This window comes from Microvirga ossetica (assembly GCF_002741015.1).
Lineage (GTDB): Bacteria > Pseudomonadota > Alphaproteobacteria > Rhizobiales > Beijerinckiaceae > Microvirga > Microvirga ossetica.
Window position 1 is genome coordinate 2,182,874 of record NZ_CP016616.1, and the last position, 23,269, is coordinate 2,206,142.

General features: G+C 63.0%; 18 protein-coding genes. 6 read left to right on the forward strand and 12 right to left on the reverse strand.

The window, feature by feature from the left end; all coding sequences use genetic code 11:
• Window positions 1–2 precede the first annotated feature (2 nt).
• The 12 genes from BB934_RS10315 to BB934_RS10370 form a co-directional block, all read right to left on the reverse strand.
• The gene (locus BB934_RS10315; protein WP_237050242.1) at window positions 3–1,055 is read right to left on the reverse strand and encodes an ABC transporter ATP-binding protein; all 1,053 of its coding nucleotides are present in this window, start codon (window positions 1,053–1,055) and stop codon (window positions 3–5) included.
• Entirely contained in the window at window positions 1,052–1,891 is an 840-nt protein-coding gene (locus BB934_RS10320; protein ID WP_099509547.1) for a carbohydrate ABC transporter permease, read from the reverse strand. The genes BB934_RS10315 and BB934_RS10320 overlap by 4 nt, the downstream gene beginning before the upstream one ends.
• A complete protein-coding gene (locus tag BB934_RS10325) occupies window positions 1,888–2,838 on the reverse strand; it encodes a carbohydrate ABC transporter permease (protein WP_157934116.1) in 951 nt (316 codons plus the stop codon). The genes BB934_RS10320 and BB934_RS10325 overlap by 4 nt, the downstream gene beginning before the upstream one ends.
• Window positions 2,835–4,229, reverse strand: a complete 1,395-nt coding sequence (locus BB934_RS10330; RefSeq protein ID WP_099509549.1) for an ABC transporter substrate-binding protein — start codon at window positions 4,227–4,229, stop codon at window positions 2,835–2,837. The genes BB934_RS10325 and BB934_RS10330 overlap by 4 nt, the downstream gene beginning before the upstream one ends.
• Before the next feature lie 120 nt (window positions 4,230–4,349).
• Complete coding sequence (locus BB934_RS10335) at window positions 4,350–5,174, reverse strand: SDR family NAD(P)-dependent oxidoreductase (protein ID WP_157934117.1); 825 nt, start codon at window positions 5,172–5,174, stop codon at window positions 4,350–4,352.
• 31 nt (window positions 5,175–5,205) lie between these two features.
• Window positions 5,206–5,514, reverse strand: coding sequence for a UxaA family hydrolase (locus BB934_RS10340; RefSeq protein ID WP_099509551.1), 309 nt, complete (start codon window positions 5,512–5,514; stop codon window positions 5,206–5,208).
• An 8-nt stretch (window positions 5,515–5,522) separates the two neighbouring features.
• A complete protein-coding gene (locus BB934_RS10345; protein ID WP_099509552.1) occupies window positions 5,523–6,422 on the reverse strand; it encodes an NAD(P)-dependent oxidoreductase in 900 nt (299 codons plus the stop codon).
• A 60-nt stretch (window positions 6,423–6,482) separates the two neighbouring features.
• The gene (locus BB934_RS10350; RefSeq protein ID WP_099509553.1) at window positions 6,483–7,712 is read right to left on the reverse strand and encodes an ABC transporter substrate-binding protein; all 1,230 of its coding nucleotides are present in this window, start codon (window positions 7,710–7,712) and stop codon (window positions 6,483–6,485) included.
• A 30-nt stretch (window positions 7,713–7,742) separates the two neighbouring features.
• A complete protein-coding gene (locus BB934_RS10355; RefSeq protein ID WP_099509554.1) occupies window positions 7,743–8,561 on the reverse strand; it encodes an ABC transporter ATP-binding protein in 819 nt (272 codons plus the stop codon).
• Window positions 8,558–9,316, reverse strand: a complete 759-nt coding sequence (locus BB934_RS10360) for an ABC transporter permease (RefSeq protein WP_099509555.1) — start codon at window positions 9,314–9,316, stop codon at window positions 8,558–8,560. The genes BB934_RS10355 and BB934_RS10360 overlap by 4 nt, the downstream gene beginning before the upstream one ends.
• The gene (locus tag BB934_RS10365) at window positions 9,313–10,122 is read right to left on the reverse strand and encodes an ABC transporter permease (RefSeq protein WP_157934118.1); all 810 of its coding nucleotides are present in this window, start codon (window positions 10,120–10,122) and stop codon (window positions 9,313–9,315) included. Before BB934_RS10365 ends, BB934_RS10360 begins: the two co-directional genes overlap by 4 nt.
• A gap of 20 nt (window positions 10,123–10,142) precedes the next feature.
• Window positions 10,143–11,339, reverse strand: coding sequence for a UxaA family hydrolase (locus BB934_RS10370; protein WP_157934119.1), 1,197 nt, complete (start codon window positions 11,337–11,339; stop codon window positions 10,143–10,145).
• Between the two features lie 205 nt (window positions 11,340–11,544).
• Here BB934_RS10370 and BB934_RS10375 point away from each other — a divergent pair, with 205 nt between their 5' ends.
• The 6 genes from BB934_RS10375 to BB934_RS10395 all read left to right on the forward strand — a co-directional run bounded on the left by BB934_RS10375 (window position 11,545) and on the right by BB934_RS10395 (window position 23,267).
• On the forward strand, window positions 11,545–12,234 hold the full coding sequence (locus tag BB934_RS10375; protein WP_099509558.1) for a GntR family transcriptional regulator: 690 nt from the start codon (window positions 11,545–11,547) through the stop codon (window positions 12,232–12,234).
• A complete protein-coding gene (locus BB934_RS10380; RefSeq protein WP_099509559.1) occupies window positions 12,227–13,108 on the forward strand; it encodes an SMP-30/gluconolactonase/LRE family protein in 882 nt (293 codons plus the stop codon). The genes BB934_RS10375 and BB934_RS10380 overlap by 8 nt, the downstream gene beginning before the upstream one ends.
• Window positions 13,109–13,226: 118 nt before the next feature.
• Complete coding sequence (locus BB934_RS47005) at window positions 13,227–13,382, forward strand: hypothetical protein (protein WP_157934120.1); 156 nt, start codon at window positions 13,227–13,229, stop codon at window positions 13,380–13,382.
• A 431-nt stretch (window positions 13,383–13,813) separates the two neighbouring features.
• Window positions 13,814–20,446: an Ig-like domain-containing protein gene (locus tag BB934_RS10385; protein WP_099509560.1), complete on the forward strand. Its 6,633-nt coding sequence runs from the start codon at window positions 13,814–13,816 to the stop codon at window positions 20,444–20,446.
• A gap of 146 nt (window positions 20,447–20,592) precedes the next feature.
• Window positions 20,593–21,492, forward strand: a complete 900-nt coding sequence (locus BB934_RS10390) for a glycoside hydrolase family 191 protein (protein ID WP_157934121.1) — start codon at window positions 20,593–20,595, stop codon at window positions 21,490–21,492.
• Window positions 21,489–23,267, forward strand: a complete 1,779-nt coding sequence (locus tag BB934_RS10395) for a tetratricopeptide repeat protein (protein WP_099509562.1) — start codon at window positions 21,489–21,491, stop codon at window positions 23,265–23,267. Before BB934_RS10390 ends, BB934_RS10395 begins: the two co-directional genes overlap by 4 nt.
• The last annotated feature ends 2 nt before the right edge of the window (window positions 23,268–23,269 follow it).

The following is a 23,269-nucleotide window of genomic DNA, read 5'->3' on the forward strand; positions in this document are numbered from 1 at the left end:
TGTCACAGACGCTTGCGTGTTGCGGCGTCGAAAAGATGAATGTCGTCGGGGCGAGCGGTCACGAACACGGACTCCCCTTCCCTCGGAACGGCCCCGTCGCTGATGCGGGCACGAACCGTCGCTCCGCTCAGGCTGAGATCGAGCACTGCCGTATCGCCCAGATCTTCGATGAGATCGACCACGGCCGGAAGACCTCCGGCCTCGAGCCGTACGGCTCCGGGGCGGATACCGACGATCACGTCGCGCGATCCGGCGATCTGGTGGGATGTTTTGAGGCGGTGGCCCTTAATCTCCACAGAGCCGTCCGCATAGCGCCCTTCGATCAGGTTCATCGGTGGAGAACCGATGAAGGCTGCAACGTCGACCGAATTCGGCTTCGCGAACACCTCCGAGGGACGGCCGATCTGCTGGATCTGCCCTTCCATGAAAACAGCCATGCGATCCGCCAGCGTCATGGCCTCTTCCTGGTCGTGGGTGACGTAGACCGCCGTTACGCCGAGCGAGCGCTGCAGCTTCTTGAGCTCAATCCGGGTTTCCAGTCTCAGCTTGGCATCGAGATTCGACAGCGGCTCGTCGAGGAGAAAGAGACGCGCCTTGCGGACGATGGCCCGCGCCAGGGCGCAGCGCTGTTGCTGCCCACCGGAGAGCTGCCCGGGCTTGCGGTCGAGGAGGTGATCGATCTTGACCTTGCGCGCCGCCTCCCGCACCGCGGGCTCGATCTCCGCCTTGCCGACCTTCGCCATTTCCAGCGGGAAGGCGATGTTCTGGAACACGGTCATATGCGGATAGAGGGCGTAGCTCTGAAACACCATGGCGACGTCGCGATCCTTGGCGTCGAGCGCCGTGACGTCCTTGCCGTCGATCACGACGGTGCCGGAGGTCGGCATGTCGAGCCCCGCGAGGATGCGCAAGGTCGTGCTCTTTCCGGAACCCGATGGTCCGAGCAGGGCGAAGAACTCACCCGGCTGGATCGTGAAGTCGATCCCTTTGAGAGCGCTGAAATTGCCGTGCATCTTGACGATGCGGTCGAAATGAACCTGTCCGCGCATGCTCATCGGCGCCCTCCTCCCTTCACGGCACCGACCGTGAGACCTTTGACGATGTGCTTTTGTGCGACGATGCCGAGGACGATCACAGGCAGCATCGCCAGGACGGAGACGGCCGCGAGCTTCGTCCAGAGAGTCTGCTCGACGGAGACGAAGTTGAACATCGCGATGGTCACCGGACGGACGGTGTTGCCGCTCAGGACGACCGCGAACAGGAACTCGTTCCAGGCGTTCAGGAACACGAACACGACGGTGACCGCGATGCCGCCACGCACCTGCGGGATGATGATGCGCCACAGGGTCTTCCAGCGGCTTGCACCGTCGATATAGGCGGCCTCCTCCATCTCGAAGGGGATGTCCTCGAAATACGAGACGAGGAGCCAGATCGCGAAGGGAAGCGAGAAGGACAGGTAGATCAGGATGATGCCCTGGTAGGTGTCCATCCAGCCGATGTTCCTCAGGATCAGGAAGTACGGGATGATGATGCCGACGGGCGGCAGCATCTGCGTTGCGAGCACGTAGAACCCGGCGAATCTCTTGCCCCGCACGCGCAGCCTCGCGAGCGCATAGGCGGCAGGCACGGCCATGATCATCGTCACGATGGTCGTGCCGATGGAGATGATGAAGCTGCTCAACAGGTTCGGAAGGATGGAGCCTGAGCCGAACAGCACGTCGCGATAGGCGTCGAGCGTCGGCGCGAACAGGAATTTCGGCGGATAGGCCAGAACGTCCTGCTCGGTCTTCAGGGAGTTCATGACGCTCCAGACGATCGGGAAGACCCAGGCCAGGAGAAAGACCAGGGAGATGCCGATGATCGCGGCGATGCGGAACTTCCTGCCGATCATCGGGCCCTCCTGACGGCAAAGAGCACCGCGGAGATCAGCACCGTCACGATCAGAAGAGCGACGGCGAGAGCCGAGCCGTAGCCGATGGACAGCTCCGTGAAGGATTTGCGGTAGGCGTAGAGATTGAGGATCTCGGTCGCCGTTCCGGGCCCTCCCCCGGTCACGGTGAAGATGGCGGCGAAGGCCGTGAGCGCCACCATGGTGCGCATGATGATCACCATCACGATGGCGGGACGAAGCAGCGGAAGGGTGATGCGCTTGAACCGCTGCCACGCGCTGGCGCGGTCGATGCGTGCCGCCTCATAGAGGTCGTCCGGCAGCGCGGCGAGGCTGGCAAGCAGCACCATGAAGGCGAAGGGCGTCCACTGCCACGTGTGGATCACGACGACCGAGACGAGCGCCAACGTCGGATCGCCGAGCCAGTTCTGGCTTCCGAGGCCTGCCATGATGGCGAAGTAATCGACGATGCCGAATTCGGGCGCCAGCATGAAGGTCCGCCAGACCATGCCGACCACCGCCGGGGACAGCACCACCGGCAGGATGGCGATGATGCGAAAGAGCCCCTGCCCTCGCTTCATTCCCATCACGAGCAGCGCCAGGGCCAAGCCGATGACGACCTGCAGAACGACCGTCGTTCCCGTATAGATCAGGCTGACAGCGAGCGAAGCCCAGAAGCGGCTATCCTGCAGAAGCTCGCGGTAATTGGCGAAGCCGATGAACCCGTCGGCGAACGGCATGGCGAGATCCATGCGGTGGACGCTGGTCCAGATCAGGTAGAGCAGCGGAAAGGTCGTGGTCGCCATGAGCGCCAGGAAGGCCGGCGCCAGGAGCGCCGTCGCAAAACGGCGCTCCCGAACGGCCAGAGCCTTGCTGTAATTCGTGCCGGATGGCGACATCACGCGGCCGAGAGCGGCCGGTTCTGCAGCAAGCGACTTCGTCATCGTCATCCACGCATCATCGGCTCGACGCGTCGCTGTGCTTCGTCGAGCGCGGCCTTGGCCGTCGCTTGGCCTGCGAGAGCTGACTGGATCGCCGTCGCCAGGGTGTCGCCGATGGCCGGCCATTGCGGCACGCGCGGACGCCAATCAACGTCGGTGTCCTCCTGGAGAGACGCCAGGGTCGCTTCGACGAAGTTGTCGCCGAACCCGCGCATCAGCCCCACATAGGCAGGATCCTGCCAGATGGAGATCCGGTTGACGCCGGAGCGCTTGGCAGGTCCCGCGAAGCGATGCGCGGTGCGCGCCTGGGTCTCCGCACAGGCCGCCCATTGGATGAAGAACCAGGTCGCTTTCTTGCGCTTGTCGGGCAGCGCCGCATTGATCGGGAAGCCCCAGTTCCAGATCGAGGTGACGCGCTTGCCCGACGGGCCCTTCGGCCAGCGGGCATAGGCGACCTTGCCGATCACCTTCGACTTCTCGGGATTGTTGACCACGGACGCGGAGGAATGGGCATCGACGTAAGTGCCGATGGTTCCTTGCGAGAAGGCATCGGCGATGTCGGGCCAGTTCCAGTTCTGCGCCGCCGCGGGCGCATATTTGCGCATCAGGTCGACATACCAGGTCAGCGCCGCCTCCGCCTCGGGCCCGTTGACGGTGAGACGACCGTCCTTGAACCACTGGCCTCCGAACTCGCGAAAGAGCGACGAATAGATGTAGACGTTCTGGCCGGCGCCGGCGACGCCGCGAAGGGCGGCACCCCAGACGCGGGCGTCCGGGTTGTGAACCGCCGCGGCATTGGACACGAAAGTCTGCAGATCCTCCGCGGGCTTGAGCCCCTTCGCGTCGTAGAGATCCTTGCGGTAGACCTGCAGGGTCACCTCGCCGTCATAGGGCATGCCGAGCAGCTTGCCGTCGACGCTGTTGGCATTGCGCCAGGCCGCGACGATGTCGTCGAGCTTGAACCAGTTCGGATCCGTCAGGGACGCGTCGGAAAGGTAAGCCTCCATCGGCTCGACCCATTTGTTGGCTGCATACAAAGAGTAATACATTGGGTCGGCGGCATGGGTGGCGTAGGTGCCCGTCTTCGAGGTCAGGTCGATCACGCTCTTCTGGCGGATCTGGGCCGGCGGAATCTTCTCGAAGCGCACCGTGATGCCCGTGAGCGCCTCGAATTGCGGCGCGAGGGTGATCAGGTTGTCGAAATAGGTCGCAGGAATGACGGCAACCGTGATGGTTTCGCCCTTGAACTGCTGCCAGTCGATCTTTGCCGCCTTGTAGGGGGCGAGATCAGCCTCCTGCGCCAGCGCGCCGTTCAGAAGGGCAGGAGCCGCAGCCAGGGCGGCAGACGTGGCGACACCCGATTTCAGAAAGGCGCGCCGAGTGAATTCCGTATTCTTCATGTGCTTCCTCCCGTGACTGTTCTTATATCTTTGTTCTAACAAACATCACATTGTTAGGACATGTCAAGCAGGCGGCCGTTCGCGTCGAAACCTTCTTCCGACCCCGGCCCTTGCGCCGGTCTAGAGATGGCGCCCGCCCGTCACCTGCAGGTCGATGCCGGTGATGAAGCTTCCCGCTTCGGAGCAGAGCAGGAGGGCGGCTCCAGCGATCTCCCGCGCCTCGCCGGCCCGCTGCATGGGACAGGAGGTTCGCTGGATCTCCTCCCAGACAGCAGAATCGACGCGGCGCCACTTGTTGCGCTCGGTCGCGACGAGGCCCGGCGACAGGTTGTTGATGGTGACGCCGTGGACGGCATAGTCCTTGGCGAGGTTCATCGCGAGGTTGTGCTGCGCGCTCTTGAGCGCCGCATAGACCGTGAGCTCGGATTCAGGCTTGGTCTGGTTGATGCTTCCGATGGTGACGACGCGGCCCCAGCCCGATTCCTTCATCAAGGGCAGGGCTGCCTGCAGCAGCTCGATCGTCGCGCGGAAATTGATCTGGATCTGGCGCTCCACCTGCTCCTCCGGCATGTCCAGGAACGGCGTGCGGTATTGGATCGATGCGCACACGACGAGCACGTCCAGTCCGCCGAGATGCGCCGCCGCCCTCTGAACGCAATCCTTCGCTTGGCCGGCACGCTCGAAATCCGCCTCGAGCGCAATGCCGCGGCGGCCTCTGATTTCGACCTCCCGCACCAGTTCCTCCGCCGCATTGTCCTTTCCGAAGGCGATGTCCGCCGCTTTGGAATACTGGATCGCCACGTCGGCCCCCGCCTCCGCGAAGGCAAGAGCGATCTCGCGGCCGATGCTCACGCTGCCACCGGTGACGAGCGCCCGCCGCCCCGCCATCGAGAAGCGTTGGGCGATCGATCTTTCATTCGATGAAGCGACATCCTGACCTGACATCGGTTTTTCCATTTTCGTTCGAGAGGATGCCTTAAGGCTGCGTCACGGCCCTCTGGCTCGCGAGATTGTGGATGTGGACATGGTCGCCCGCTGCAACCGGCTCCGTGAGGCGCCCGATGACCTCGCCATATTTGCGCACGGGACTTCCCGCCGGGAGCGCGCGAAGAGCGATCTTGTGCCCCATCGGCAAGGTCTGGCGCACCGTCAAGGACAGCGGGCCGTTAGGACCGCTTACCTTGACGAAGGCGCCTGCTTCGACACCAGCAATGAGCACGGCAACGTCGTCGGCGGGATCGAGTACGATGGCGCCCGTCTCCGATGGCTGCGTTCCGGTTTTCATCGCGAGGCTCACGCTTGGCTGAGCCGAACGGTGACGCCGGCCGCTTTCTCGCGCAGGCGGAGCAGAGACCCGACATCGTTCGTCCCAAGTCCATCGTCCAAGGCCTCCTGGAGCGCTGCGAGCGCTGCTGCCCCCACGGGAGCCTTCAGGCCGAGCCCTTCGTTCATGCTCATCGCCAGGCGGCAATCCTTGTGCGCGAGCTTCACCATGAATCCCGGCGCGAAATCCCCTTTGAGCGCCCGGTTATGCATGGCGATGGCGAGCTGGTTGTTCCAGGCCATGGTCGTCTTCAGCACGCTGATCATCGTGTCGAGCGTCAAACCCACCTTCACGCCGGATACGAGCGCCTCGACACTGGCCTCCAGGAGGATGCTCGCAAGCAGGTTGTTGATCAGCTTCATGGCCTGGCCGGCACCGAGATCGCCGCACCGGATGAGATCGCTGCCCATCAGGCCGAGGATCGGACGCACGCGCTCGATCAAGCTCTCGTCACCCCCGATCATGAGGGTGAGCGTCCCCGCAACGGCGTGCTCGGCGGTCTTGCCGACCGGGCTGTCGATCATGCCGGCGCCCTTCTCGGCCACCATCCGTCCGATCCGTTGCGTGGTGGCGGGGTCGATGGTGCTCATGTCGATATAGACGCCGCCGGGGCGAAGCCCTTCGAGAATCCCGCCTGAGCCGAGAACGGCGCGCTCGACGTCGGGCGCATCCGGCAGCATGGTGATGATCACGTCGCATGCCTCCGCCACTTCCTTCGGGGAGGCGGCGGCTTTCGCCCCCTCCCCGGTCAGTTTTGCGACGGCCGCCTGATTGATATCGAGGACGACGAGTTCGTGGCCGCCTTTGAGCACGTTCCGCGCCATCGGGCCACCCATCGTGCCGAGTCCGATAAATCCGACGGAGGTCATTCGTTCTTTCCCTTTTCTCGCTGCAGTCTGTGGTTCGCTGGGGAGACGGTTGCCGCTCCCTTACGCAGGCGCTTTCCAGCTGTTCATCTGCCAAGCCGGCAAGCCGCGCAGATCCTTCGCGCCCTTCGCCGTGAAGTCCGACTCGGCGGGCAGCTTGCCCGTTGCCTCGTAGGCTTTCTGAAGAATCGGGGCCGCCTTGCTGAAAGCCGACTTGACCTGATCGAAGGTGAGGGGTTTCGGAATGAGACGTCCCTCGACCATGAAGTTCGAGATCTGCGTGATCGCGGCAGCATCGCCCTCTGTCGGCCAGATCCAGCCGCGCTGGAACAGCACTTCGTCCTCGACGATCTTGGATCCCAGTTCGGGCGAGAGGCCCCAATATTTCGAAACCATCTCGGAGATGTCGCCGGGCTTCATCTTGCCCAGCGCGACGACGGCCCGCTGCAGGGCGACCAGGAAGGCCTGTCCGATTGCGGCATCCGCGGACAGGATCCGCTCGCTGCAGATCCAGAACGAGCGATGGAGATAGTATCCATCAGGGAAGAAAGGCGACTTCTTCACGCCGGGCAGCAGGATTCCCGCACCTTCGCCTGCAGGCCCCTTGTAACCTGCTTCGGTGTATCCGAACGAGTTGACGATGCCCTTCGTCCCGATCTCCGCATTGGCCTTGAGGAAGGCCGGATAGATGGCGATCGCGGCATCCATGCCGCTCGGCAGGGAGGCGGCCTGCGCCTGCGTCGGCGTGTTGACCACCTTGATGTCGAAAGCGCGCGGATCGGCGTTGCCGAGCTCGTGGAGCAGCATCTGCGACAGAGCGTTGTAGGGATCGCCGCCGACGAGAGCGCCGACCGTCTTGCCCTTCAGATCCTCCATGTTGCGAATCGGCGAATCCGGCCTCGTGCAGAGCACCATGCGCAAATGGCCTTCGCCGACGGTGAGAACATGGATACCCTGGTTCTGCGACAGCAGGCGCACGATGGGGGTGTTGCCCCACATGCCGATATCGAGATTGCCGGAGACGAAGGCCTCCACCATCGGCAGAGCCGAGGGATAGTCGCGCCAATCGACCGTCAGATCGTAACCAAGCTCCGATGCGGCCTTCTCGAACAGCTTCTCGTTCATCATGTACTGGGTCACGGGGGAATTCCCCGCCGCATAGGGCTGGCGGCCGACGGATACCTTGGCGGCCTTTGCACCCTGCGCGCGCACGATGGCGGGAGCGCATAGCGTGCTCGCCGCCCCCAGCAGAAACCCGCGCCGGCCCAATGTGATGGTCTTGATATTTGTCATTGTGTGGTCCTCCCTTACGCTTGCAGTTCGTTACTGCATGGTTGCCCGATAGGCTTCTTCTCGGATCAGCTCCCAGATCGTCTGGCTGAGCTCCGCAAAGCTCCGGCTCTTGCGGGTCTCGTCGTTGCGCGGTCGTGCCAGATCGACATCGACGATGCGCTTGAGCCTGCCCGGATGGCTGCTCAGGACGACGACCCGATCCGCCAGAAAGACGGCCTCATCAATCGAATGGGTGATGTAGACCACCGTGCGCCGCTCCGAGGTCGGCTTGTCCTGTCCCCAGATGCGCAAGAGCTCGTCCTGCAGGATGATGCGCGTCTGCGCATCGAGGGCCGCCAGCGGCTCGTCCATCAGCAGGATCTCCGGCTCGTTGGCGACGAGGCGCGCCAGAGCCACCCTCTGCCGCATGCCGCCGGAGAGCTGATGCGGATACTTGGTCTCGGATCCTTTCAGCCCGACGAGGTCGATCACCCGCGCGACGCGGGCCCCCCGCTCGGCGCGCGACAATCCATGTCCGGCAGGACCATGGTCGAGGCCGAAGCCGATATTGCCGACGACGGTTTTCCAGGGAAACAGCGCATAATCCTGGAACATGACACCCCGTTCCGCGCCTGGGCCGGAAATGGCCTTGCCGTCCATGGTCATGGTGCCCGATGTCACGGGCTCCAGCCCCGCGAGCATGTTGAGCACCGTCGTCTTGCCGCATCCCGAAGGTCCGACGATGGCAAGAAATTCGCCCGGCTGGATGTCGAGGGAGAGAGAGTCGACGGCCACGACCGCCGCGGGCGTTCCGCCGAACTCCTTGCGCACATGCGCAAGCGTGATCTTCGGAGCGGGTTGCTGGGTCATAGGCGGCTCCAGGGAACGGAAGCATGAAGCGCTGCGCGAAGGATGCGGTCGAGAAGGAGCGCGACGATGCCGACGGCGATCATGCACACCACGATGCCGTTGAGCTCGACGCTGTAGGCGTAGAAGATGAACATCATCTGGCCGATGCCGCCCTCGCCGCCTGCCTTCGCACCGACTGCCAGTTCGGCGGCAATGATCGCGGTCCAAGCCATTCCGAGGCCGATCCGCATGCCGACGAGGATCGCCGGCAGGGCCGCGGGCAGAAGCACGACCCACATGCGGGTCGCGGGAGGAACGCCCATCGTGTAGGCGGCCCGCAGGAGATTGTGGTCGACCCGCTTTACGCCGGCGATGGTGTTGATCAGGATCGGAAAGAAGGCGGCATAGGCGACGATCACGATGGCGGCCATGCTGCCCGTCCCGAGCCACAGGATCACCAGCGGCAGAATGGCGATCGCCGCGACGGGCCGGAAGCTCTCCACGAGCGGATCGAGATTCCGTTCGACCGTTCTGACGCTTCCCATCAGGATGCCGAGAGGAATCGCGATGGCAGAGGCGAGCATGAAGCCCGAGAAGACGCGGCCCAAGCTGGTGACGAGCGCGGTGACCAGTTCGCCGCTGCCGATCAGCTTCATGGCGGACGCGACCACCGCGCTCGGGCGCGGCATTCTCGGCGAGCCGAACGCATCGGCGAAGAGCTGCCACAGAACGATGAGGACGATCGGCGTCGCGACCCGGATGAGAAAGTGCTTCACCGCTTCTCCTCCGCATTTGCCCAGGGCATCAGGGCGGCGCTGAGAGAGCGCAGGGCTGCGTCGCAGAGAAATCCCAGCACGCCGATGACGATGATGAAGGCCATCACGGATGGCGTGTCGAGCATGCTGCGGTAATACTCGATCGCGTAGCCGAGACCGCTGGGAGCGCCGACGAGCTCCGCCGCCACCACCGCCGTCCATGAGGCGGCAACCGCCAGGCGCGCCGACGTCATGATCGAGGGCAAAGCCGCAGGAACGATGACCCGGCGCATCAGCGTCCCTTTCGGGATCCCCATCGTTCTCGCAGCGGAGATGAGCCTGCGGTCGACATTGCGGACGCCCGCCGCCGTGCCGAGCAGCAGGGGAAAGAAGGCGGTGTAGACCATGATGAAGATCGGCAAACCATTACCGATGCCGAACATGAACAGCGCCAGGGGGATCCAGGCGATGCCCGCGATGGGCCGCAGCAGCTCGACCGGCCATTCGAGCAGATCCTCGAAGAGACGACTGGTGCCCATGGCAAGCCCGAGCGGTATGGCGATGAGAGAGGCGATCGAGACACTGACCAGCAGCCGCGCAAGGCTCACGGTGGCGTTGGTGAGCAGCTCTCCATCGTCGATGCGGTCGCGTAGGGCCGAGGCCACGTCGAGCGGCGAGGGCAGCAGGATCTTGTTCGGCGTGAGCCAGGACATGACATACCACAGGAGGCAGAACAGCCCCATGGTGCGAAGATAGATCGTCCAGGCAGGCCAGCGTCGCGGAGCGGTCGATTTTCCCATCATTGCGCCGCCAAAGGACGCCATCATCCCTGTGATCCTTTGCACCATCACAGGGATCCCCTGATGCGCGTCAGAACCTCCAGGCCTTCGCCGAGCACCTCGCCCCATGTGAGGGTGCCGCAGGCGACATCGACGATCTTCGCCATCAGGCGCTCGCCTTCGGCTTCGAAGGATTTGCCCCGCGATAAGACGGCGCTCGCATCGAAATCGATCTGATGGATCAGGCGCTGCGCGGTTTCCGCCTGCGCGGTGATCTTGATGGTGGGAGCAAGCGCATTGACGAAGCTGTTGCCGGGTCCCGTGGTGAACAGCATGAGCTGCGCGCCGGCCGCGGCGAAGCCGGTCAGGGATTCCGGAGAGAAGGACGGTCCGTCCATGAGGTAGAGACCGGGCTTGCGCGGCGCCTCCGCGATATCGAGAACCCCATCGATAATGCGCGAGCCAGACTTGATCACGGCCCCGAGCGCCTTCTCCTCGATGGTGCTCAGGCCGCCCTGGATGTTCTCCTCGCCCGGATTGTTCCAGGTCAGGCTTTGCCCCGATGCAGCCACCATGGCTTCGCGCTGCCGCACAGCATTCATGATGGCTTCGCCGACGACAGGCGTGCGGGCCCGGGATGCCAGCCGGTGCTCGGCGCCGAGCCATTCCACGGTCTCCCCCAGGATCACCGTGGCGCCGCGGTCGACCAGGCGATCCACCACCTTCCCGACGACCGGATTGCTGACGAGGCCCGACGTCGCATCCGAATGGCCGCATTCGATTCCGACGATCAGCTCCACGACGTCGAATTCCTCCCGGCGCTGGAGCGATGCCTGCTGAACCAGCGTGGCAGCCTTCCGGATGCCTTTGTCGAGCACGGCAAGCCTATCCTCGCCGGTCTCGGCGAAGGTCACCGTTTCGACAGGCTTGCCGGTTTCAGCGATGCGGTGCGCAATCAGCTCCGTCGTCTTCGCATCGACGCCGACCACGAGAACGGCAGCGACGTTGGGATTCCGGCCGAGACCGGCCAGCTGATCGATCTGACAGGTCAGGTCCGGCTCGACATGGCCGCGCCCGGCCGTTGTCGCCACGCAAATGCAGCCGCAAACCGCCGCCGCGGTGCGTTCCGCCACCCGCACGGCGAGGCCATTGATGCCGAGCACCAGGACATGGTTCCGGATCCCGACCCGGCCATTGGCGCGGCGATAGCCCATGAGCCGCCCGCTTCCGGCCGCTGCCGGAGGCTGGGGAGATGGCGTCAGCATGCACATTCCCTCAGAATTTTGATCAAGAGCCGGGCAATCAGCTCCCGAATCCGCCTGTTCTACCGCGGCGATGCGGCCCAACCTGCCTTTCTTTGATCAAAGTGGCAAGAGTGTTTTTGATCAAAAATGTGCTACTTTGGCGACTTATTGACTAATCCAGGCTTGTATGGGACGAGATTTGCTCAAATCCAGTTGAGGAGTGCGCATGTCGCGCATACCGGACATCCAGCGCCTTCTCCGGGACGATATCATTTCGGGAAGCCTCCCCTTCGGCTCGCGGCTGCGGATCGATGAGCTCGCAACGCGCTACGGTGTCAGCCATATGCCGATCCGGGAGGCCCTGCGCGAGCTGCACGGCGAAGGCCTCGTGGTGATCGAGCCCAACCGCGGCGCCCGGGTGCGCTCGATCGATCTGAGCTTCGTCGAAGACCTGTTCGATATCCGCAGCGCCATCGAGACGATGCTGGCACGCCGGGCGGCCGAGCGGCGGACCGAGGAGCACATCCGCAAGCTGGTCGAGGCTCAGGACCTGTTCGAGACTTTCGTCGCCGCCGGCGACTTCGTTTCCGTTCCGAAAGTGAATCATCTCTTCCACGGCATCATCAACGAGGCCGCCGGCAATCCCGGTGCCCTCTCCCTCGTCGACCGGCACTGGCTGCTGGTCGCGGCCCTGTGGCAGCGCTACGGCTACACCCCGAAGCGCTTCGAGAACGTATCGGACGACCATCGGCATCTCATCCGCGCCATCGAGCGGCGGGATGCGTCCTCGGCGTCCATGCTGATGGGAGCCCATATCGAGAAGGCCAAGCACGACCTGCTCCAATGCATGGCCGCAGACCCGAACCTGAAAGGCGTCGTGCCGCTGAAGACCGCGAAGCGGAGGAACCATGCCTAGCGGCACACGGTTCGAGGTCGTGGCCGACAGCCGCGATATCCTCGGCGAATCTCCGACCTGGAGCGAGACGACCGGCTGTCTCTATTGGGTCGACCTGCGCCGCCCCTGCCTCCACCGGCTTCATGTGGCAAGCGGGCGGAAAGCAACCTGGCCGATGCCCGAGGTCATCGGTGCCGTCGTCTCTCGGCGGAGCGGTGGCGTCGTCGTCGCATTGAAGGATGGGCTGCACGCATTCGACCCGGATCGATCGGATCTGGTGCCGCTCGTCCAGTTGGAATTCGACCTTCCGCACAATCGCCTGAACGATGCGAAATGCGATGCCGCCGGCAGGATCTGGTGCGGCAGCATGTGGGATTACGGCCTCCATCCCACCGGCGGTCTTTATCGCATCGATGGCGACCTGTCCGTGACCAGAATTCGCAGCGACGTCTGCGTTGCAAACGCCATCTCGTTTTCGCCCGACGACCGGACGATGTATTTCGCCGATTCGCGAAAGGGACAGATCGAGCAGGCAGCGTTCGATGTTCGCACCGGAGACGTCGGCACCTGGTCGGTCCTCGTCGATGCCGATGCAGTGCCGGGTGCTCCGGACGGCGCGACCGTCGACGCGGAGGGCTTCATCTGGAATGCGCGCTACAAGGGCGGCTGCCTCGCCCGCTTCGCGCCGGACGGCCGCCTCGATCGGCTGATCGAGCTGCCGGTGAGCCAGCCGACCTCCTGCGCCTTCGGCGGCCCGGACCTCCGCACCCTGTTCGTCACGACGGCAACGCAGAAGCTGTCGGAATCGGAACTCGAGTCGCAACCTCTCGCCGGCAGCCTGCTCGCTCTCGATGTCGGCGTTGCCGGCCGGCTGGAACCGGCCTTCGCCGGGTGACGCGCAATCCTACGCTATAAAGATGCATGATGTGCCTGTGACGTGCAGGCGAGAGATGATCGTTCATGCGCTCATCCTTCCGTGCGTTCCGCCGTCAGGTGGATGAACACGGCCTCATTTGCTCGCCTCCGCCGCCGCGATGCTCGACGTAAGCTTCCACCAGCAGATGTACGGGATCGCGCTGCCTCTCGGCAGCCCGCTCCGCAAGCTGATCGACGTGGCAATACCGGAAACGGTTCAGAGCGAGTCGTGGCGGCAGATCCTGTTCAGCTAACTCGGCGAGCCGTGAGTACCGTAGTCGGAACGCGGGGCTGAGGCGCGGAGCGGCCGAACGGACGCCCGCCCCCTCGCAGGGGATCGCGCTCCCAACACGACTGCGTGATCTCGCCGCAACTTGGGAGGATTGTCCCCATCTTTCGCATCCTTTCGGGGTGGGATGGAGGAAGACCCTCCTGCCCAGAACGGCGTAGGCCGGTCTCCCACCTTTTTGACGCTTTGCCACATTTGGGCCGCATATTTGGCAGGGCCCTACCCCCGATTTTCCATGAGCTCGGTGCGACGCCGCATGGCAGGGGGTAGGTCTTGTAGAAGCTCCCGTCCGACAGGGTAGCCCTTCAGGACAGCTTTATCGACACCCCCTTTCAATAATATTCGAGAGAGAACGAATTCTATCAGATTCATGAAGTTTTTCGGGGGATTAAGATCTTGGCCTCAACGATCACGCTCGACGGTCAGCTTACGGATTGGACCAATATCGACCGTCTCGACTTTGGAATGACTGGCTTAAATGGCTCCAAGGTCTACGGGCGCTTCGTCGATGGAATCTTTCATTTCGCCATTGAGTCCAGCACGGTTTCCATCGGCGCCAACAGCACAATGTGGCTGAATACGGATAAGAATACGGCAACAGGACATTCCTTCTGGGGCCTTGCAATCGGCGCGGACTATAAGATCGAGTTCGAAAGCAGTGAACTGGGAGAGATTCGGCCGACTCTCTATTCCTTAGCGGGGGACGGAACCCCGACCCTCGTGACCGATGGCGTGTCGTTCGCACGTTCGGCCGACGGCAAGGTTGTCGAGTTGGCAATCGACAGGGCGAAGATCAACAATTCGACCGCCGTCAGCACCCTGATCGATTTTAATGCGGAAGGCGCGCCAGGCCCGGATGATGTCTACCTTCCCGGTGATTACACGCACGCACCGTTCACGCTCACGGACGATCCTGTCACGGTCAGGACGGACACGAATCTCAAGGTCGCAATCGTCTTCTCGGAATCCAGCGCGGCGAAATATTTCAGTGCGACTGCTTATTCCCAGCTCATCATGGCCGCCCAGAGCCAGGCGATTGCGGCAGGCGTCCCATTCGACATCCTGACGGAAAGCGACCTCACGAACCTGTCCAAGGTCGTAAACTACGACGCGATCATCTTCCCCTCCTTTGCGAACGTTAACAAAGACAAGCTGAGCGCGATCGAGGACGTCCTGGCAGACGCCGTCAACAAATATGGCATCAGCCTCGTTGCCGCCGGCAACTTCATGACGAATGACGAAACAGGTGCAGCTCTTCCCGATACTTACGCTCGTATGGAGTCATTGCTGGGCGTGAAGCGGGTCGGCGGCAACAATGTCGACGAAGTCACCGTGACGGCGACCGGCGGCCAGAGCGGCACCGTGATCGGCTATGGCGAAGGCGAGCAGATCCGCACCTACCTGAAGAATGCCACATCGCAGGTTGGCACGGCCTATTTTGAAGGTGTGGACGGCGGGACTACACAGGTTCTGGCGAACCAAACCGCTTCGGACGGCACACACAATGCCGTTCTGGCCACCCAGACCGGCGGCAACAACGTCTTCTTCGCCACGGAAAGCATGCTGGCCGACAGCAACATGCTGCTGCATGCCATCGGCTGGGCGGCGCGCCCCGAGAACGTTCCGGAGCTGAAGCTTCAGATGGGCCGTCAGGCATCCTTGTTCGCTTCGCGCAACGACATGGATCAGTCGCAGGAGATCGAGAACGTCAGCGGCGGCATCTACGACAAGATGCTCTCCATCGTCGAGAAATGGAAGACGGACTTCAATTTCGTCGGGTCCTATTACGTCAATATCGGCAATGACGCCGGCAATGGACAGACCACGGACTGGACGAAGTCGAAGCCCGTTTATGAACAGCTCCTGGCCATGGGGAATGAGATCGGCACTCATTCCTATACGCACCCCGAAGATACGAATGCCTTGACGCCGGCGCAGATTCAGTTCGAATTCCAGCGGTCTAAGCAGATGCTGGAACAGCAGCTCGGCATCACGATCGAAGGCGCGGCCGTTCCCGGCGCTCCGGAATCCCTCGCCACCTCGCAACTGATTGGCCAGTACTTCTCGTACATGACCGGCGGCTATACCGGCGTGGGCGCGGGCTATCCCAGCGCTTTCGGATACATCACTCCGGGCTCCGACAGCGTCTATCTCGCGCCCAACATGAAGTTCGACTTCTCCATGGTCGATGCCGCGCCGGAATATGGCGGCGGGTTGAATGCCGAGCAGGCGAAGCAGGAATGGATCAAAGAGTTCAACGAATTGTCCCTGAAGTCCGACATGCCGGTCTTCGTCTGGCCGTGGCACGATTACGGGCCGACGCAGTGGATGGTGAACGACGGGCCGTCTCGCTACACCGAGGAGATGTACACCGAGTTCCTGCGCTACGCCTATGAAAAGGACACCGAATTCGTCACGATGCTGGATCTTGCGCAGCGCATCAAGGCATTCGAAAAAGCGGGCTTCAACTACAGCTTCAACAGCGCCAGCAACACGATCACAGCCACGGTCACCGCAAACCAGATCGGCACCTTCGCCCTTGATCTTGAGGGGCACAAGATCGCAAGCGTGTCCGGTTGGTACGCCTATGACGACGACAGCGTCTTCATGGACGCCGATGGCGGGGCCTTCACGATCAAGCTCGGAAACACGCCGGATGATGTGACGCACATCACGGCTCTGCCCTCACGTGCCCAACTTCTCTCGGTCACTGGCGATGGGGTCAACCTCGACTTCTCGATCAAGGGCGAGGGTAAGATCGCTATCGCTCTGACCAATCCCGAGGGGCGGCAGTTGACCGTGACCGGCGCCGAGATCGCAAAGCTCGTCGGCGACAAACTCGAATTGAAGGTGAACGGCAATAGCACCCACACAATCTCCGTAAAGCTCGCACTGGCGGCGCCCGCCGTCGCTCTCGCCGAAGATACCGGAACCTCGATTGCCGACAACATTTCGAGCAACGGCAATCTGAGCGTGACCGGTATCGCCTCCGGTGCGACCGCCGAGTACTCGCTTGACGGCAGCAGCTGGACCAGTTCCTTCGCGCCGGTCGAGGGTATCAATACGGTCCATGTCCGCCAGAAGGACGCAACGGGAGCGCTGTCGGAGGCCTCCTCCCTCACTTTCACCCTCGACAGAGTTGCTCCAACCTCCACGATCGAACTGCCACCCCTTGATGCAAACGGCACGTCGACATTGACGATCACATTCAGCGAAATTCCCCAAGGCTTCGATCCGGGCACCGATCTGGACGTTGTCGGCGGGATATTGACGGGCCTGACACCAGATGCCGGCGGCACGGTTTATACCGGCACGTTCAAGGCCTTCGCGGACCAAGATGGCGTGGCCTCGATCGCCCTGAAGGCCGGCAGCTACACCGATATCGTCGGCAATGCCGGCGCGGTCAGTGTCGCCACGCTCGGCATCGACACCAAGGCACCGACGGTCACGTCCATCAACCTCAGCCAGACGCTCCTCAGGGCCGGTGAAACGGCTCTCGTCACGATCGTCTTCTCCGAAAAAGTGACCGGTTTCACCGCCGGCGATGTCACGGCTGACAACGGCACGCTGAGCGATCTGGTGTCGTCGGACGGCGGCACGACCTGGACAGCTTTGTTCACGCCGACCCACGACATCGAGGATGCGACGAATATCGTCAGGGTCACGAGCAATTATACCGATCTGGCCGGCAACGCCGGCAGCGGCTCCAACAGCGGCAACTACACCATCGATACAAAGGGTCCAATCGCTTCAATCGTTCTGCCTCCACTCGATGGAGCGGGCGAATCGACGGTGACGATCACATTCAGCGAAATTCCCCAAGGCTTCGATCCGGGCACCGATCTGGACGTTGTCGGCGGGATATTGACGGGCCTGACACCAGATGCCGGCGGCACGGTTTATACCGGCACGTTCAAGGCCTTCGCGGACCAAGATGGCGTGGCCTCGATCGCCCTGAAGGCCGGCAGCTACACCGATATCGTCGGCAATGCCGGCGCGGTCAGTGTCGCCACGCTCGGCATCGACACCAAGGCACCGACGGTCACGTCCATCAACCTCAGCCAGACGCTCCTCAGGGCCGGTGAAACGGCTCTCGTCACGATCGTCTTCTCCGAAAAAGTGACCGGTTTCACCGCCGGCGATGTCACGGCTGACAACGGCACGCTGAGCGATCTGGTGTCGTCGGACGGCGGCACGACCTGGACAGCTTTGTTCACGCCGACCCACGACATCGAGGATGCGACGAATATCGTCAGGGTCACGAGCAATTATACCGATCTGGCCGGCAACGCCGGCAGCGGCTCCAACAGCGGCAACTACACCATCGATACAAAGGGTCCAATCGCTTCAATCGTTCTGCCTCCACTCGATGGAGCGGGCGAATCGACGGTGACGATCACATTCAGCGAAATTCCCCAAGGCTTCGATCCGGGCACCGATCTGGACGTTGTCGGCGGGATATTGACGGGCCTGACACCAGATGCCGGCGGCACGGTTTATACCGGCACGTTCAAGGCCTTCGCGGACCAAGATGGCGTGGCCTCGATCGCCCTGAAGGCCGGCAGCTACACCGATATCGTCGGCAATGCCGGCGCGGTCAGTGTCGCCACGCTCGGCATCGACACCAAGGCACCGACGGTCACGTCCATCAACCTCAGCCAGACGCTCCTCAGGGCCGGTGAAACGGCTCTCGTCACGATCGTCTTCTCCGAAAAAGTGACCGGTTTCACCGCCGGCGATGTCACGGCTGACAACGGCACGCTGAGCGATCTGGTGTCGTCGGACGGCGGCACGACCTGGACAGCTTTGTTCACGCCGACCCACGACATCGAGGATGCGACGAATATCGTCAGGGTCACGAGCAATTATACCGATCTGGCCGGCAACGCCGGCAGCGGCTCCAACAGCGGCAACTACACCATCGATACAAAGGGTCCAATCGCTTCAATCGTTCTGCCTCCACTCGATGGAGCGGGCGAATCGACGGTGACGATCACATTCAGCGAAATTCCCCAAGGCTTCGATCCGGGCACCGATCTGGACGTTGTCGGCGGGATATTGACGGGCCTGACACCAGATGCCGGCGGCACGGTTTATACCGGCACGTTCAAGGCCTTCGCGGACCAAGATGGCGTGGCCTCGATCGCCCTGAAGGCCGGCAGCTACACCGATATCGTCGGCAATGCCGGCGCGGTCAGTGTCGCCACGCTCGGCATCGACACCAAGGCACCGACGGTCACGTCCATCAACCTCAGCCAGACGCTCCTCAGGGCCGGTGAAACGGCTCTCGTCACGATCGTCTTCTCCGAAAAAGTGACCGGTTTCACCGCCGGCGATGTCACGGCTGACAACGGCACGCTGAGCGATCTGGTGTCGTCGGACGGCGGCACGACCTGGACAGCTTTGTTCACGCCGACCCACGACATCGAGGATGCGACGAATATCGTCAGGGTCACGAGCAATTATACCGATCTGGCCGGCAACGCCGGCAGCGGCTCCAACAGCGGCAACTACACCATCGATACAAAGGGTCCAATCGCTTCAATCGTTCTGCCTCCACTCGATGGAGCGGGCGAATCGACGGTGACGATCACATTCAGCGAAATTCCCCAAGGCTTCGATCCGGGCACCGATCTGGACGTTGTCGGCGGGATATTGACGGGCCTGACACCAGATGCCGGCGGCACGGTTTATACCGGCACGTTCAAGGCCTTCGCGGACCAAGATGGCGTGGCCTCGATCGCCCTGAAGGCCGGCAGCTACACCGATATCGTCGGCAATGCCGGCGCGGTCAGTGTCGCCACGCTCGGCATCGACACCAAGGCACCGACGGTCACGTCCATCAACCTCAGCCAGACGCTCCTCAGGGCCGGTGAAACGGCTCTCGTCACGATCGTCTTCTCCGAAAAAGTGACCGGTTTCACCGCCGGCGATGTCACGGCTGACAACGGCACGCTGAGCGATCTGGTGTCGTCGGACGGCGGCACGACCTGGACAGCTTTGTTCACGCCGACCCACGACATCGAGGATGCGACGAATATCGTCAGGGTCACGAGCAATTATACCGATCTGGCCGGCAACGCCGGCAGCGGCTCCAACAGCGGCAACTACACCATCGATACAAAGGACCCAACCGTCAGCATCACGCAGGCAAAGCTCGGCTCCGGCAACGCCATTCTCGCCACATTCACCTTCAGCGAGGCCATCGACCCATCCACCTTCACGGCGCAGGATGTGATCGTGACCGGGGCAAAGTTGGAAAGCCTGACCTCCCATGGAGGTACGACCTACACAGCCATCCTGACTCCGCTGATGAGCGGTGGCGGACAGGTCTCGATCGGCGTGAACAACGCGACTTACGCCGATGTGGCCGGCAACGCCGGAACGGGTGCCTTCAAGGCTTTCGGAGCGACTCAGGCCAAAGCGACCGGCGGCGCGGATTGGCTCGTCGGAACGAGCGGCAAAAACACCCTGAAAGGCGGCGGCGGCGACGACATCATCCGTGGCGGCAAGGGCAACGACACCATCAGCGGCGATGGCGGCAAGGATCTGCTCGACTTTTCCGACGGCACGAAGGGAATCAAGATCACCCTGTCCCAGGACAACACCAAATACGCCACCTTCGATGGAAGGGCTGCCGGCCTGGGAATCGACAAGTATCGCGACATGGAGGGTGTGATCGGCACGAAATTTGCCGACACGATCACCGGTTCGAGCAGCAGCGACGTCCTGGCCGGGCTCGGCGGCAACGACATCCTGCGCGGCGGGCGGGGCAACGACGTCTTCGTGTTCGAGTCGAACGGCGGCCGCGACAAGATCATGGATTTCGAGGATACGGGAGGCCGGCACGACAAGCTGGATGTCAGCTTCTTCGACTTCAACGTGACATCCAACTCGTTCGCCGCATGGAAGGCAGACCACGTGAAGCAGCAGGGAAGCCATACGGTCGTCACCTTCGATGCCAGCACATCAGTCACGCTGACGAACGTCAAGGTCAAGGCGATCGGCTTCGACGACTTCCTGTTCTGAGCACGTGGAAAAAGCTCGGCACCGAGGAGCGCCCGTTCGCTCCTCGGTGAGCCGTCTCCGGGCTTTTAAGAGAAACCGAAACCTGAATCATGTCCTGGCGTCGAATGATCAGCACCCGCATCCGAGCATCCGATATGGATAAGCCAATGCTGAATCGGCGCGTGGTGGGGATCACTCTGGCCGTGCTGGTGGCGGCCGCCCTTCGGGGCAACGGCGACAAAAGCCTTGCGGGTGCAGGTCACGCCGGCAAGCTCTATCGCCAGCACCAATCGCTCATGGTCTATTACGGCGATCGCTACGACACGATTCCGGACGACGCTTCCCTCGTCATCATCGAGGATCGCGAGGCGGCGGAGCCTTTCGTCAGGCGGCACGTCGAATCGACGATCCTCGGCTATGTCAGCATCGCGGAGGTCCATTCCGGCCGGCCGTTCTATTCCCGCCTGCGCTCGAAAGGCGTCCTGGGCGCGCCTAACCCGGCTTGGCCCGACGCTTATTTCGTGGACGTGCGCAGCGATGTCTGGCGCAATCTGCTTCTGAACGAAATCATCCCTTCGATCCTGAAGAACGGCTATCAGGGCATCTTTCTCGATACCCTCGACAGCGCCGAGTCGCTGGAGCGTCAGGACCCGGTCAAGTTCAAAGGCATGATCGCCGCGGCTGCGGATCTCGTCCGAGCCATCCGGGCGGCCTTTCCCTCGATCATCATCATGGTCAATCGCGGCTATGCGATCCTGCCGCAAATTCCGGGCGAGTTCGACTATCTCCTGGGCGAGTCGGTGCGCACCACCTTCAATCCGCAGACCGGGGCCTATTTCCGCCGGACGGAGCAGGATATCGAATGGCAGCGCGCGCGGATGCTCGAGGCGCGCGATCGTGACCCGTCCCTGCAGCTCTTCTCGCTCGACTACTGGAATCCGAAAGACCGCGTGGGCCTTGCCGCGCTTTATGCCGAAGCACGCGCCGACGGCTTCGTCCCCTACATCGCAACGCCGGACCTGACGCAGATCGTGCCCGAGCGCCTGCCGAACGAGAGAGCCCCATGATCGGCTCCGCTCGCACCATCGGCACGTTCGTCTGGAACACGCTTCGCGGGCAGCATGCGCTGCTGCTCACGGTCGTTGCCGCCATCTCCCTCAGCCTGTTCTTCGTGCCCCGCGGCGCCGAGCTGGGGCGCCTCAACCTGGAGCTTGGCTTCACGCATAAGGCGATTGCCATTCTCGAGGAAAAATACGGTGCGGGCGATTCCTCCGCCGCGACGATCGGCGCGCTCGCGCAGGCCCGCGCCCAGGTCGGGGATGTGGCGGGCGCCGTCTCGCTCCTCGAGCAGCTCCTGAGCGAACACCCGCGCGACCCCGAGCTGCTTCAGGCTCTGGCCGGCTATTATCGTCGGCTCGGCCGCCTCGAATCGTCCCTTCGCATGGTAGAGCGACTCGGCACGATCCAGCCGACGCCGGCCACCCTTCAGGAACTTGCGCAGCTTTACGGCGAGCTCAACCGCCCGATCGAGCAGCGGCGCGTGCTTCGCCAGCTCGTCGGCCGGTCGCGTCCCGATGCGGCGCATTTCATCGAGCTCGCCAAGCTGGAAAAGGCAACCGGCAATCCTGCAGCCGGCATCGAGCTGATCAGGCGGCTCGAGACCCTTCGGCCCGGCGCGGTCGATGCGAGCGTCGTGGCCCTCGACATGTCCCTGCGGGTCGCTGCCAGCCAGGTGGCGGGCGCCCTCGAGCGCGGCGAGCGCTTTCTCGCCAAGTCCCGCAATCCCGCACGGGACGTCCTGCCCCTGGCCGGCGCATTGTCCGTTCAAGGCTATCCGGATCTCGCCCTGAAGCTCCTGACGCCGCTGGCGGGCAAATCCCGCGAACCCGCTCTCGTGATGGCGACGGGACAGGCCGAAATCGATGCCGGCCGACGGGAAGCCGCTCTGCGCCGCCTGGAGGCCTTCGCCGCCGGCGCGAAGGTCCATCCTGACCTGGCGCAGTTGCGGCTGCGCCTTGCGGCTTCCATGGGCCTGCACATGCGCGCGGCCGATGCCGCAGAGGCGATGGGCATCGCTTCGATCCCGGCGGATCTTCTGCCTGCGACGGCGACGGTGGCGCTGCGAGCGGGACGGTCGGCCGTGGTCGATTCCGTTCGAGAGCGGCTGAGGAACGAGCGGAGCACTCTGCCTCCGATCGTCATGGCCGAAACCTCTTCGGCCCTGAGAGACCGCCAGGCCGCGATGGAGTGGGCCGGCCTCGCCGCGCGCGATGCCAAAAACGATCCCGAGACCGCCATGAAGCTCGCCCGGCTCGAGCTGAGCCTGATGCGCAGGAACCTCGCGCTCGCCGCGCTCAGATCCGGTCTGCCTTTCGCCTTCCAGGACGGTCAGCGCCCGGCCTTCGCAGGCGCCGCCGACATTCCCGAGAATCTGCTGGACCCGATCGCCCGCCTCTATGCGGATCTCGGCATGCCGGTGGAGGGACAGGCGGTGCTCGAGGTCCTGAAAGACAAGCAGCCTTCGCTGCAGGCCGATCGGGCCTGGGCGATCGCGGCCACTGCAGCGCGCCGGCAGGATGCCGTGATCGAATGGCTGAAGACGAACGAAGACCGCAGGATCGGTCCCGACTTCCTGAAGGATCTCGTCTTCACGTCGATCAAGAGCGGAAGCCAGGGCCTTGCGCTGGCTGCAGCCACACGCCTCGTTCAGGACCGCGGAACCGACAGCGACCGGATGCTGCTCGCGGAAGTCAAAGTGCTCTTCGGCGCTCCTCTGGTGCGGCTGAAGCCGAGCGAAGCCATGGCGAGCGCGGGACCGTTGGACCGCACCGCCACGCGATGAGA